We start from the raw sequence: 12,489 nt of genomic DNA, 5'->3' as shown, positions 1-12,489 counted from the left end.
GCTGGCTGAGCGCTGCCCGGCGTATTGCTCCCGAGCCAAATCGCGTATGCTTCGCCTTGCCTCGCGCGGGCGCAGGAAGGTCTTGCGTCCGACGTTTCCCCAATGCACTTCCCCTGCGGGGGGATTGCCGATCTCCACGTGCCACGGCTAGCCTTGCAGGGTGCAATGCCGCTTGAATGAGCACACTCACATGACCGCATTTCCTACAGTATCCCGATCGGTCACCGGCCACGGTCAATCCTGCATCCCCACGGTTGACCAATGCTAAATCTGGACCTGCGCTCCATGTCGGCGATGACGGGAATGATCAATATCGCCCTGGGCATCATCCTGCTGGCCTTTCGCCGCGCCTATCCTGCCTCCATCAAAGGGTTGCTGGCCTGGGCGCTGGCACCAATGCTTTGCGCGCTTTCCACCGCCGTCTATGCGATGGACGGGCAGTGGCCGGCCGTGCTCGTCGCGCTTGGCGGTAACGCGCTGCTGCTTTCGGGCTGCGCACTGTTCTACTTCGGCAGCCAGCGCTTCTACGGTGTGCCATGCACCTGGAAATGCTGGCTCGCCCTGGGCATTGGCTGCCTGGCTGGCATCACCTGGTTCCTGCTGGTCCAACCCGACTATCGGATCCGCGTGTTGTTGCTTACCACGGTGCTGGCGGCAATATGCCTGACCCATGCGCGGATGACCTGGCAGCACGGCCGGGGTTTTGCGCCGCGCTTCGTGGCAGTTGTCCTCGCTTTCCAGGGGCTGGTCCTGCTGATGCGGGCAGCGACGACGCTTTTTCAAGATGCCGTCAATACTCCGCGGTTTTCACCTTCGGCTATTCAGACCACGTACATTGCAGCGTATTGCTTCGCGTCGCTGTTCGTCTGCCTTGGCCTGCTGCTGACCGTGAGCGAGCGGTTGCGCGCGCAATTCGAGTACCTGGCACAGCGCGATGACCTGACAGGGGTACTGAACCGCCGGGCTGTGCTGCACGCAGGTAGTAGTGAACTGAAGAACCGGCGCGGCAGCGGCCAGCCACTGTCGTTGCTGCTGATGGATATCGACCACTTCAAGCGCATCAATGACCAGCACGGACACCTGGTAGGTGACCGCGTGCTGGCTCATTTCGCACAAACCGTGGGCCGGGCGCTGCGCAACACGGACTATCTCGGCCGTTTTGGCGGCGAAGAGTTTGTCGTGCTGCTGCCGCATACCGGCATGGAGGCCGCGCTTGCCATGGCCGAGCGCGTGCGGCAGGCAGTGGAGCAGCAATCGGCCATCGCGGGGCAGCCCGGCTGCACGGTAAGCCTGGGGTTGGCCAGCATCGAGGCCGGGGAAGCGACCCTTGACGAATTGCTGGCGCGTGCCGATTCGGCGCTGTATCGCGCCAAGGCTGATGGGCGCAACCGTGTTGAGCCAAGCTGAGTCGGGGCTCCCGGGCAGACGGTCCAGCATTTCCGCGTCTGATCATGCAAAAAACGGGCGAAAAAGGGCCGCATGCATCGAGATCACCCCACCAACAAGAGGGTCAGTCGTCGGTTGGCTATTTCGTGATGAGCCCTTTAGCTTGCAGCCAGGCCAGCCAGGCCTGGTCCTCAATCTCATACGAGCCACGGGACTCCTTCCACACGATCTCCCTTTCGCGTAGTGCATCCATTGCGTTCTGCACCGTGCCCGCGCTGACCGAAACATCGCTGGCCACCAGTGCTTTGTAAGCCGTCATTGCGTTCTCGCCAAACGGCGAAAATTGCCCAGATTTGGCACTCATCACCCGCACTACGGCTTGCTGCAAAGGCGTTAGGGAATCGTAGTCGCTTTCGACGTCCTGCCAAACCCGATCCTGGACCAGGTGTGCATCATCCCGGAGCCGCTCGCTGAGGTTCTGGGAGTTCTGCGCGAGCGCTATCTCGCCGATCAGGCTGCGGAGCAATTCGGGACGATGCCCGAGCATTTTGAAGGCCTCGTAGACCGCGGCTGGGTCCAACTGGTTGTCGGCGGCGAGCGCACGGTTCACGCTCGCCGTGTATTCGTCGGTGAACTCGCGCTCCAGCAGGGGGAAGGGCGTCACGCGTGAGCCGTAGAACGGCATCCTCGCGTTCATCACAAGGTGAGCGAGTTTGTCGCGACTGGAGCCCGTGAACGCGAGCATCAGATTCGGAGCCGCCCCGGACAGGTTCATGGCATCGCGAGCGGCCTTCAGGCCAAACATCGCCTCCAGCCCCGGCGCTGTGGTGAGAGCGTGCTGCGCCTCATCCACGATCAGCAGGACCGGCTTCCTGGCTGTCTCGTGCAGCGCCTCGAGCGCCTGCGTCAACGTGACCCCCGATGGCAGGCCGGTGACAGACAGGTCCAAACCGAGCGTCCCCAAGACGGTAACCTTTGTCAGCCCGATCGCTTTTGCCGCCTTCGTAACAACGCCGTCGTAATCGGCAATGCAATGCTTGATCGCGTCGGCGATCAGCTCAGCGGGGTCATGGGCTTTGTTCGACCACAGGTCGACATAGACGGTCGCCCAGCCACGGTGTTCGGCGGCGGGGATGAGGTCTTCCCGCAGGAACGTAGACTTGCCCACGCGCCGTTGCGCGGCAAGAAATAGGCCGGAGCGCGCGTCCAGCAGGCCCTCGCCGGAGAGGGCAGAGCAAAAGCTCGCCGCTAGCGCCGGGCGGCGGAATGTGTATCTTGCAGAGGAGGCGGAGACCCTCATAAGTGCTTCATGATGCAATTATCGTCATTTATTTTTGCACAATAAATTATCGTTTGCAAATAAATTACGATAAGTGTACCAGGAGGCTCTTTTGGATCTGCGCTTGAAGGAGACCGCTTGCAGGAACGCGCCGAAGCCACCGAGCGCCGCGCGCTGAACGAGATCGACCAGGAGCGCACGCTGCACCAGAAGGCCGAGCAGGCGGCGGTGGACCTGCGCACCGAGCTGGCGGCGGTGCAGGCGAGGGCGCAAGACGTCGCCGCGGCCGGCGTGGAAGAGCGGACGCGGCTGCAGGCCGAGCGCGACACGCTCAACCGGCGGCCAACCGAGCGCTAGTGACCGTCTATGTGCTTAAGGCAACCTAAAGACGCTTTGGGCATACCGGCATCCAGGCCAGAGACGACCGCCGGCGCAATGACCAGCGGGCGGCAAGCACCCGCCGTTTGGCCTTTCCGGCACTCCGCCTACATCACCCGGTGCGCGAAATGCCCGCGCCGCGCGTCGGCCATCAGGTCGACGAACTGCTCGGTGCTCATGTGCACCAGTTCCTGGTGGTCGCCCGCTTCGAAGTAGACGTCGGGATGCGTCAGCAGGCTGTCGTCGAGCCAGGTCTGCGTGCCGTATGCCATCCCGACCGGCGGGATCGCGCCGCGGTCGCAGTCCCTGAACACTTCGCGCACGCCATCCTCACGTGCGAGCGACAGCTTGCGGCCGGTCTGCTCGCAGAGCTCCGACAGTTTCAGGTGATGGGTGGCAGGGATCACGGCTGCGATGTAGCCCCTGTCGTCTTCCAGCAGGACGGTCTTGGCAAGTCGGTCTCCGGGAATGCGCGCAGCCTGCGCAGTGGCCATGCTGCTGGGGCTGTAGGGGTGACGAACGGTGTCGAACCGGCTCTGCTTGTTGCTTAGGCATCTCGCCAGCGTGGTAGCCATGGTCATGATTGCAACCCCCGACGCGCTCATCGCGACAGTTGATGCTAGTAACTATAGGTCACGCGTTGGCCTGCACGGGACTTATGCCGTGGCGTTTCCTGAGTCGTCGTCGGCGCAAATACGCCTTTCCCGGTGTAACCGACGCTGCTTCAACACGACTTTGTCCATTGGAGCATGCTTGAGAGGATGATGCGCGCCGGATCACTCAAGGATGCAGGCAGCGAGCGGCTGCGCGCGCAAGTTGCCGAAGGGACGTGCAGCAGTCACGAGGTTAATGCGCATCATTGAGTTGGCGACATTGCGTTCTAGTATGGAGGGGTCAACTGTGACGTCCGACTCCAGTTTGGAATCCGGACACTGTCCCTGAAGACTAATCTCCACTGAGGGCGAAGAGTTACAGGATGGTCTTACGTTGAGTACAAGGTGTTACGTTTAGTACAAGCGACCAAAGGAGACACGCATGACGACCGAAGCGAAGTGCCCGTTTCTTAATCCCGCAGGCGCCGGCCGATCAATCCGGGAGTGGTGGCCAGAACGGCTTAATCTGCACATTCTGCGCTTGAACTCCTCCCTGTCCGATCCGATGGGCAAGGACTTTAACTACGCGAAGGAGTTCAAGAGCCTCGACCTGGCGGCCGTGAAGAAGGATCTCCAGGCGCTGATGACCGATTCGCAGCCCTGGTGGCCGGCGGACTTCGGTCACTACGGTCCGTTGTTCATCCGCATGGCATGGCATGCCGCCGGCACGTACCGTATCGGCGATGGGCGCGGCGGCGCCGGGGCCGGCCAGCAGCGCTTCGCGCCTACCAACAGCTGGCCTGACAACGTCGGTCTCGACAAGGCGCGCAGGCTGATCTGGCCGATCAAGCAGAAGTACGGTCGAAAGATTTCATGGGGCGACCTCATTATCCTCACCGGCAACGTCGCGCTGGAGTCGATGGGGTTCAAGACCTTCGGGTTCGGCGGCGGCCGAGTGGACGTCCATGAGCCGGACGAATCCGTCTACTGGGGGCACGAAACCGAGTGGCTCGGCGACAAGCGTTACACCGGCGACCGGAACCTCGAGAATCCGCTGGCTGCGGTGCAGATGGGCTTGATCTACGTGAATCCGGAAGGCCCGAATGGCAACCCGGATCCCATCGCGGCAGCGAGGGATATCCGCGAGACGTTCGCCCGCATGGCGATGAACGACGAAGAGACGGTTGCGCTGATCGCAGGCGGCCACGCCTTCGGCAAGACCCACGGCGCAGGTCCCGCGTCCCATGTGGGGCCCGAGCCCGAGGCCGCCGGCATAGAGGAACAGGGCCTCGGGTGGCGTAGCAGCTTTGGCGCGGGCACGGGCGGTGACAGCATCGGCAGCGGCCTGGAGGTCATCTGGACCACCACGCCGACGAAGTGGAGCAACGACTACTTCAAGCACCTGTTCGAATACGAATGGGAACTGACGAAGAGCCCGGCCGGCGCGCATCAATGGAAGCCGAAGGGCGACGCAGGTGCCGGCACCGTGCCCGATCCGGCCGACCCGTCGAAGCGTCGTTCGCCATCCATGCTGACGACCGACCTCTCGCTGCGGTTCGATCCGGCCTACGAGAAGATCTCGCGCCGGTTCTATGAGAATCCGGAGCAATTGGCCGATGCGTTTGCCCGGGCATGGTTCAAGCTGACCCACCGCGACATGGGGCCGCGCGCACGTTATCTCGGCCCGGAAGTCCCGAAGGAAGAACTCCTCTGGCAAGACCCCATCCCGGCGGTCGACCACCCGCTGATCGACGCCCAGGATGTTGCCGCGCTCAAGGGCAAGGTGCTGGCTTCGGGGCTGACCGTCCCGCAACTGGTGTCGACCGCCTGGGCGTCAGCCTCGACGTTCCGCGGCTCAGACAAGCGCGGCGGCGCCAACGGCGCCCGTATCCGCCTCGCGCCACAGAAGGCCTGGGACGTCAACCAGCCGGCCGAGCTGGCGAAGGTGCTGGCCACTCTCGAGGGCATCCAGAGCGAGTTCAACAAGGCCCAGACCGGCGGCAAGAAGGTCTCGCTGGCCGACCTGATTGTGCTGGCCGGGTGCGCGGGTGTCGAGCAGGCGGCGAAGAATGCCGGCCACAATGTGACGGTTGACTTCACGCCGGGACGCATGGACGCCACGCAGGAGAATACCGATTTGGAGGCCATGGCCGTGCTCGAACCGATCGCGGACGGTTTCCGGAACTACCTCAAGGACAAGTACCCGATCCCGTCCGAGGCATTGCTGGTCGACAAGGCGCAACTGCTGACGCTGACAGTGCCGGAGATGACGGTGCTGGTGGGCGGCATGCGCGTGCTGGACGCCAACGTCGGCAAATCGCAGCACGGTGTCTTCACGAAGCGCCCAGGGACGCTGACCAACGACTTCTTCGTGAACCTGCTCGACATGAACACGGAGTGGAAGCCCGTGTCGGACGACAAGGACGTGTTCGAAGGACAGGACCGCAAGACAGGTGGGCCCAAGTGGACCGGCACGCGTGTCGATCTCATCTTCGGCTCGAACTCCGAGCTTCGGGCCGTGGCTGAGGTGTACGGCGGTGCGGATGCCCAGGAGAAGTTCGTCCACGACTTCGTCGCGGCCTGGAACAAGGTGATGAACCTGGACCGCTTCGAACTGGCGTGACCTTGGTGGCCAGGCTTTGACCGCCGGCTTCCAAAACAAGAAAGCCAGTCTCACGACTGGCTTTCTTGTCATGGCCTCACTCGGCGGACATCAAGCAAACAAGTCTTGCCCGATGAATTCTCCAGGTTTGGCACCAGGTGGACAGGCGAATAAGCTGTATTTCGGTGCAACTTTCGGCAAACGAGCTGCAGACGCAGCATTATTCGTAGCTTGCGGATTGGCGTTTTTCTACAACAGGCACCGCGCGGCGCATAGACACCATGCGATGCTGCGCAGGCGCGTGTTCGTCACACTGCGGCCCGTCATACATCGTAGCCGCCACATCTTGGAATTTGGTTTTTCTAACCCGCTGCTTATTTGACTTTTCGTTAAGCGTTTGCTGACTTGCATGGCTAGAATCACGCGGTTGTACAACGTTTCGAATAATTTCTCCCGTCCGTATGAGCATTACCGACATCACGCTAGGCTCGATCCTGGCCGACCTGCATATGACCTCGCGCTCGCTGACGACAGCCGAATACTCGTACCTTGCCCACCTTCGGCTGCAGGTTGTGACGGGGCACGCGGATCTCTGGACTACGCTTGAGGCCGCTGGGGTACCGTGCAATGAGCGGCGATTGTCGCCAGAGGTGTTGTTGGCATTGACGACTCTTGGACAGCTGCCGGTGCATTGATGTTTGGATTTCCTGGTCGGAGGATTGGAGGCGTCGACCCATCGCCAGAGCAGAAAATCACCGCTTTGCCGCTTGGTCAGCCTCGCTTTCGCGCCGTCTTCCAAACCGCAACCGGCGACTTTCGGGCGACCGGGTGCGCTTCCTGCCGGCATGCGCTAGACTAGCTAGGTGAATTAGCTAGGGGGGTGCATATGCTGACCATCAACATGCACGATGCCAAGAGCCAGCTCTCGAAGCTGGTGGAAGCGGCCTGCGCGGGTGAGGAGGTGATCATTGCGCGCAACGGCCATCCGGCCGTCAAGCTGGTCCCGATCAATGTGGTGGACGTGTCCAAGCGCATCGGCGGGGGCAGGGCCATCCTGGGGAGCCTCGACAGCATGTCGCTGGAGGAATTCAACGCCAGTGACGCCGAGATTGAGGCGTCGTTTTTCGAGGACGATAAGTGAAGCTGCTATTGGACACGCACATCGCGCTTTGGGCGGCCGCAGGGTCGTCCAAGCTACCCGCAAAGGCAGCGGAGCTGATCGCGGACGCCAAGAACGATATCTGGATCTCGGCAATCGTCCCGTGGGAAATCACCATCAGGCATGCCACCGGCAAGCTCGCCACTAGCGCCTGGGAAGCGATGCAGGCGTTCAGGGATTGCGGCTACAAGGTGCTCGCGGTGAACGAGAACCACGCCAACGCGCTCTCCATGCTGCCCACGTATGCAGACCACAAAGACCCGTTCGACAGGATGATGGTTGCCCAGGCGTCTCTGGAGGAAGCGCTGCTGATCTCCGCTGACGAAAAGCTGGCCAGATTCACCCCCTACGTCGTCCACGTAGGAAAATAATTTACATTGCACTTCGCCCGTCACTATTGCTCACTAGCCGGCCCCTGCTCTTGCGTGGTCTCCCATTGCTGCCGGCTCTCTCGAGGCTCCGAAGCACTCGGGCTCCGATGTAACAAGAAAGCCATCCATTCTGGCCGCTCGACACCGGAACAGTTTGCCGATACCGAGTTCCACTCTGTTCTCGTGCAGTGTGTTAATAGACCAGAGATCGGCCGAACTTGTCGCCAGTCCTGCTATGGAACGGTTTCTCATCGGTCGATAGCGAAGACGATTCGGATCACGAGGGCCTTTTCCGGTGGGGCGAGCGGTCGTGACCGGCGTTGCCGCCGACCTCCCAATCTTCCTGCACGATCGGCTCGCCGATCGTTTCCCGGCGTCGACCGCCTCCACGGATCGGATGTCGAGGCAGGCTGGTTTTTACCGTGAAAGCCCGTGCTTCGCTCGAGAAGAAACGGCTACCCTCGAAGCAGAGGTCGCCCCGCGGTGGCCAACGTTGGCCAACGTTGGCGTCGCTGTGGTACCGATGATCGCGGCTCGAGGCGCGATCTCCGATGACTCCTGTCGAAGCGGAGACCTAAATCTTTGGGCCGACCTAGGCCGACTCGTCTAATACCTGCAGCGCCTTGGAGGACCCATCGGCCCGCAGTTTCAGGCTTTGGTAGACCTCCACCAGCGATGGAAATGGTCGGCACGCGCGAAATGGCCGGCCCTCACCGGGGCGGGGTGCCAGTTGCGTTGGCTGCAAAAAATTCGCTGGCGGCAGCGAGTGCGGTTGCCACCGCCGCCTTGCCGACGTCGAGGTGCGTGACCCAGCGCTGCTGGGTTGCGCCATACGCAGATGTGACRCCGATGCCCTGTCCGGCGAGGTGCTCCGAGAAGGCCGACGCGTACTTTGCAGCGACATTCACGAAAACGATGTTCGTGTCAGGCTTGGACACAGACAGGCCCGGCAGCGCGGAGAGACCTTGCGCGAGCGCGCGCGCATTGGCGTGGTCGTCCGCGAGTCGCTCGACATTGTGTTCCAGCGCGTATAGCCCGGCCGCAGCGAGAATCCCCGACTGCCGTAGTCCTCCACCGAGCATCTTGCGCAGGCGTCGTCCTTTGGCAATGATGGGCGCGGAACCGGCGAATACCGAGCCGACCGGCGCCCCAAGTCCCTTGGACAAGCACACCGAGACAGTGTCGAACGGTCGGGCCAGCGTGTCGACCGAAACACCGAGTGCCACGGCCGCATTGAACACGCGGGCGCCGTCCAGATGGCAGGCAAGCCCGTGCCGGYGGGCCACTGCCGTCGCCGCATCGACGTAGGACAGCGGTAGGACCTTGCCGCCAATCGTGTTCTCGAGTGCGAGCAGGCGCGTGCGTGCGAAGTGAGGATCATCCGGCTTGATCGCCGCTTCGATGTCCGCCAGGAGTAGCGTACCGTCGGGCTGGTTGGTCAGCGGTTGGGGTTGGATGCTGCCCAGCACCGCCGCGCCTCCTGCCTCCCAGCGGTAGCAGTGCGCCGTTTGGCCGACGATGTACTCGTCACCGCGCTCGCCGTGCGCCATGAGCGCGATGAGATTCGACTGGGTGCCCGACGGCACGAACAGTGCAGCCTCCTTTCCGAGCATGTCGGCCATCCGCGCTTCCAGTCTCCTTACAGTCGGGTCGTCGCCGAAGACGTCATCGCCTACCTCAGCGGCGGCCATTGCGGCGCGCATGGCCGGCCCTGGCCGGGTGACGGTATCGCTACGAAAGTCGTGTCGAACTGCGGTATTCATGGCATCTCCCTCTTAAAGAACGCCCATGGTGACATTCCGCTTGCTGTCAGCCTATATACAACAGCGACGAATCTGTTACGTAACAGATTTGCTCGTCGGGATGACGTACATGCAGACAACGGAACCGGTGGTATCAGTGATACTGGCAGCTAGCGAGGTGGTAGTGGGACGGTCTCGTGCTGGTCGGACTCGAGGAGAATCGGAACCTTGTCGGTGCCCACGTCCGGGGAACGGTTCACCCGGAGCCGCGGCGTAAGATATGGGCGCCTAAAGCAAGGGGTAGGGCGGGAGTGTTGCACAGCTTGGCGTGATGCTTGGCTATCACGGCTCGATCGCCGACAGGTAAGCCGCAGCCTCTTCAATCTGCCGCTCGTTCAGCGTTGCCGCCACGGCCGTCATTGTCCCCGGTGAGGGTGTTCCCGCCTTCGCGCGGGCCTGGAACTCGTGGAGCCGGTTGATGACAAATGCAGCCGGTTCGCCGGCAATGCTCGGATAGCGCGCGCCATTGCCTTTTCCGTCGACCGCATGGCAACTGAAGCAAGCCGGAACGTCCGGTGCCGCTCCCAGCTCGGCCAGTTGCTTGCCGGCCATCACCAGGGCCGGTGGAGGTGGGTGTTCGCCCTGGACGCGCGGAGGATTTTGGGCTGAAAAGAATACCGCGAGGCTGCCTATTTCGCTATCGGAGAGGTCATGTGCAACGCTTTGCATGACAACGCTCGCACGAGTTCCTGCCTTGAACATCGACAGTGCATGTGCAAGATAGTCTGGATTCTTTCCCGCGAGCCTTGGTGCGCCAGTTGCCGTGCCGGCCCCTAGTACGCCATGGCACGAGACACAGTTGGCAAGGGTGGGCGCTGGTGCACTGAGAGCGGGATCCCCCGCAGTGACTGCAGATTGCCCGTGACAGACGCTGGATATAGCGATAAGCGCTACTAGACTAAAACGCAGCCGGTAGCCCCGCAGGTTGGGAGGGTAGGGGTCGGTCATGAGCATTATCCTGATATGGTGATGGTAAGCGCTGTCCGAACAATGATTGGCATCACTATGCAGCGTCAATACTGACAAATGAATTACGATCGAATTACAAGATCGTAATCTTCATCGGATGATCCGTACTCCCGGCTCGGGTAGACCAAATTAGTGCGGTTTCCGGCGGGCGTGAAGTGCAGCCATTTACATAGACATTTGATACGCGTCATTCCAGATGACGGGTTGGTGTCGTGACATCGCCATGGTGATTTTGTTCAATAATTATATGTATTTTTTAAATAGGCATTAGCAATTTAAAACTGATAATTTACACGCTGCTGTCACATAAATATTTCAACATTCCGGTCGGGCTCGCTGAGCCGTACGGCTCACTCCCCTGCCATGATCACCCCCCGGCAGAAGACAACCTACTTGATCAAATAGAAACAGAAACAGAGATTGACAGTGAAAAAGACTCTCTTCGCATTGGCAGCCGCTGCCGCAGCTTGCGCCGTGTCCGGCGCTGCTTTTGCCCAATCGTCGTCGACCAGCGTGACTCTCTATGGCATTGCTGACGCCGGCGTTAGTTACCAAAGTCACGTGCAAAGCGTCCCGGGGCAGGGCGGCTCGCTGTATGGCGTGACATCCGGCGGACTCTCCGGTTCGCGCTGGGGCATTCGCGGTGTGGAAGACCTTGGGGGCAACCTGAAGGGCATCTTCGTGCTGGAAAGCGGCTTCAATATCGATTCCGGTACTTCGGCCCAAGGCAACCGCCTGTTCGGCCGCCAGTCCTATGTTGGCCTGCAAGGCGACTTCGGCGCCGTCACTCTGGGCCGCCAGCAAAACGCGCTGTATGACCTGTTCGGCGCCTACGACCCGATGGCGGTTGGTAGTAGCTACTCCCTGAACTCCGTCGACACCCTGGGCTTTAACGGTCGTGCCGACAACGCTATCAAGTACACCGGCAAGTTCGGTGGGCTGACCGCGACGGGTTTCTATAGCACCGGCCGCGACAGCACTATCCCCAATGGCACTGAAGTCCCGGGCCATTTCAAAGTCGGCACCAACTTTGGCGGTGGCCTGGCGTACGCGAGCGGCCCGTTCTCTGCGGGCGTCGCCTATGACCAGTACCAAGGCAGCAGCATCGCCGCGGCTGACGGCACCGCCAAGCGCATCGCGGTTGGCGCGTCGTACGCATTCGGTGAGGCCAAGGTGTTCGCCGGCTACCGCTGGCTGCGCGATGAACTCAACGCCGCTACCACGGCCATTGTCACTGCCCGTCATGACAACCTCTACTGGGTCGGTGCACTGTATAAATTCACCCCGGCCTTCAGCCTCACCGGTGGGACCTACTATACCGATGCCCGCACTGACAACAAGGATTCGTTGATGTTCGTCCTGAACGCCGACTATGCCTTTTCCAAACGTACCGATGCCTACCTGCTGCTCGGCTATGTGAAAAACCACGGCAGCGCAACGTACGGTGTGACCAGCACGATGAACACCCTGCCTGGCCAGAACCAGACCGGCGCCATGGTCGGCGTGCGTCACCGCTTCTGATTGCACTCGCGACATGCACTGGCGAGCTACCAGGCCTCGCCAGTGAAAGTTCATATCGACCTTGGCTTGATCACTGAGTGCAAGGACGTTTGGCCGGCGGCAATGCCGGCCAATTTTTGTGGTGCTCCCGGCTCGGGCGCGCTAGATCCTATGTAGCGGAGAGGCAATCCACTGATAGATAGAATCAGCGTGTCGAGGCTTGGCCTAATGGAGGGCATCATGCGCACAGATCTGGCAGATACGACGTACACCGGGCATATGGTGCTGGCGGTGTCACTTCAGCTGGCGGCGGCCAAGTGGATGGTTGCACTGCACGACGGCCGTCGTGATAGTCCTACAGTACACACCGTCGCGCAACCGCAGGCTACGCTGCGGCTGCAGGCAGCGCTGGCCCTGACTGAACGGTACAAGGAGGAGTGGTCGCTGCCG

The 12,489-nt window shown here is 61.4% G+C and carries 11 protein-coding genes and 1 pseudogene; 8 read left to right on the top strand and 4 right to left on the bottom strand.

Annotation, left to right across the window (positions count from 1 at the left end):
• The first annotated feature begins 261 nt into the window (after positions 1–261).
• The gene (locus tag AC1DQ3_RS22245; protein ID WP_477122321.1) at positions 262–1,407 is read left to right on the top strand and encodes a GGDEF domain-containing protein; all 1,146 of its coding nucleotides are present in this window, start codon (positions 262–264) and stop codon (positions 1,405–1,407) included.
• A gap of 118 nt (positions 1,408–1,525) precedes the next feature.
• On the opposite strand, the gene AC1DQ3_RS22240 is transcribed toward AC1DQ3_RS22245, so the two are convergent.
• Positions 1,526–2,686, bottom strand: coding sequence for a hypothetical protein (locus AC1DQ3_RS22240; RefSeq protein WP_477122320.1), 1,161 nt, complete (start codon positions 2,684–2,686; stop codon positions 1,526–1,528).
• 117 nt (positions 2,687–2,803) lie between these two features.
• Here AC1DQ3_RS22240 and AC1DQ3_RS22235 point away from each other — a divergent pair, with 117 nt between their 5' ends.
• Positions 2,804–3,022: a hypothetical protein gene (locus AC1DQ3_RS22235; RefSeq protein ID WP_477122319.1), complete on the top strand. Its 219-nt coding sequence runs from the start codon at positions 2,804–2,806 to the stop codon at positions 3,020–3,022.
• 128 nt (positions 3,023–3,150) lie between these two features.
• Here the strand turns inward: AC1DQ3_RS22235 and AC1DQ3_RS22230 are convergent, their stop codons facing one another.
• On the bottom strand, positions 3,151–3,624 hold the full coding sequence (locus AC1DQ3_RS22230) for an aminoacyl-tRNA deacylase (protein WP_477122318.1): 474 nt from the start codon (positions 3,622–3,624) through the stop codon (positions 3,151–3,153).
• Between the two features lie 454 nt (positions 3,625–4,078).
• Here AC1DQ3_RS22230 and katG point away from each other — a divergent pair, with 454 nt between their 5' ends.
• From katG to AC1DQ3_RS22210, 4 genes are all read left to right on the top strand, one after another.
• Complete coding sequence (gene katG, locus AC1DQ3_RS22225; RefSeq protein WP_477122317.1) at positions 4,079–6,259, top strand: catalase/peroxidase HPI; 2,181 nt, start codon at positions 4,079–4,081, stop codon at positions 6,257–6,259.
• A gap of 16 nt (positions 6,260–6,275) precedes the next feature.
• Entirely contained in the window at positions 6,276–6,620 is a 345-nt protein-coding gene (locus AC1DQ3_RS22220) for a hypothetical protein (protein ID WP_477122316.1), read from the top strand.
• 504 nt (positions 6,621–7,124) lie between these two features.
• Positions 7,125–7,379, top strand: coding sequence for a type II toxin-antitoxin system Phd/YefM family antitoxin (locus AC1DQ3_RS22215; protein ID WP_477122315.1), 255 nt, complete (start codon positions 7,125–7,127; stop codon positions 7,377–7,379).
• On the top strand, positions 7,376–7,768 hold the full coding sequence (locus AC1DQ3_RS22210) for a type II toxin-antitoxin system VapC family toxin (RefSeq protein ID WP_477122314.1): 393 nt from the start codon (positions 7,376–7,378) through the stop codon (positions 7,766–7,768). The genes AC1DQ3_RS22215 and AC1DQ3_RS22210 overlap by 4 nt, the downstream gene beginning before the upstream one ends.
• A 710-nt stretch (positions 7,769–8,478) precedes the next feature.
• On the opposite strand, the gene ltaE is transcribed toward AC1DQ3_RS22210, so the two are convergent.
• Together ltaE and AC1DQ3_RS22200 are read right to left on the bottom strand one after the other, a co-directional pair.
• Complete coding sequence (gene ltaE, locus AC1DQ3_RS22205; RefSeq protein WP_477122313.1) at positions 8,479–9,531, bottom strand: low-specificity L-threonine aldolase; 1,053 nt, start codon at positions 9,529–9,531, stop codon at positions 8,479–8,481.
• Between the two features lie 321 nt (positions 9,532–9,852).
• A complete protein-coding gene (locus AC1DQ3_RS22200) occupies positions 9,853–10,518 on the bottom strand; it encodes a c-type cytochrome (protein ID WP_477122312.1) in 666 nt (221 codons plus the stop codon).
• Between the two features lie 447 nt (positions 10,519–10,965).
• Between AC1DQ3_RS22200 and AC1DQ3_RS22195 the strand changes: the two genes are divergently transcribed.
• Together AC1DQ3_RS22195 and AC1DQ3_RS22190 are read left to right on the top strand one after the other, a co-directional pair.
• On the top strand, positions 10,966–12,060 hold the full coding sequence (locus AC1DQ3_RS22195; protein ID WP_477122311.1) for a porin: 1,095 nt from the start codon (positions 10,966–10,968) through the stop codon (positions 12,058–12,060).
• A gap of 219 nt (positions 12,061–12,279) precedes the next feature.
• Positions 12,280–12,489: pseudogene (locus AC1DQ3_RS22190) on the top strand (IS110 family RNA-guided transposase); the annotation flags it as partial.

The organism is Cupriavidus sp. 01T418 (assembly GCF_056398885.1).
Note: the sequence above shows the minus strand (reverse complement) of the source record. Positions and strands in the feature narration are given on the sequence as shown.

Excerpts from the sequence above, each read along its gene's own strand:
- AC1DQ3_RS22245 (WP_477122321.1), top strand. The coding sequence starts at position 262 with ATGCTAAATCTGGACCTGCGCTCCATGTCGGCGATGACGGGAATGATC.
- AC1DQ3_RS22240 (WP_477122320.1), bottom strand. The coding sequence starts at position 2,686 with ATGAGGGTCTCCGCCTCCTCTGCAAGATACACATTCCGCCGCCCGGCG.
- AC1DQ3_RS22230 (WP_477122318.1), bottom strand. The coding sequence starts at position 3,624 with ATGACCATGGCTACCACGCTGGCGAGATGCCTAAGCAACAAGCAGAGC.
- katG (WP_477122317.1), top strand. The coding sequence starts at position 4,079 with ATGACGACCGAAGCGAAGTGCCCGTTTCTTAATCCCGCAGGCGCCGGC.
- AC1DQ3_RS22215 (WP_477122315.1), top strand. The coding sequence starts at position 7,125 with ATGCTGACCATCAACATGCACGATGCCAAGAGCCAGCTCTCGAAGCTG.
- AC1DQ3_RS22200 (WP_477122312.1), bottom strand. The coding sequence starts at position 10,518 with ATGACCGACCCCTACCCTCCCAACCTGCGGGGCTACCGGCTGCGTTTT.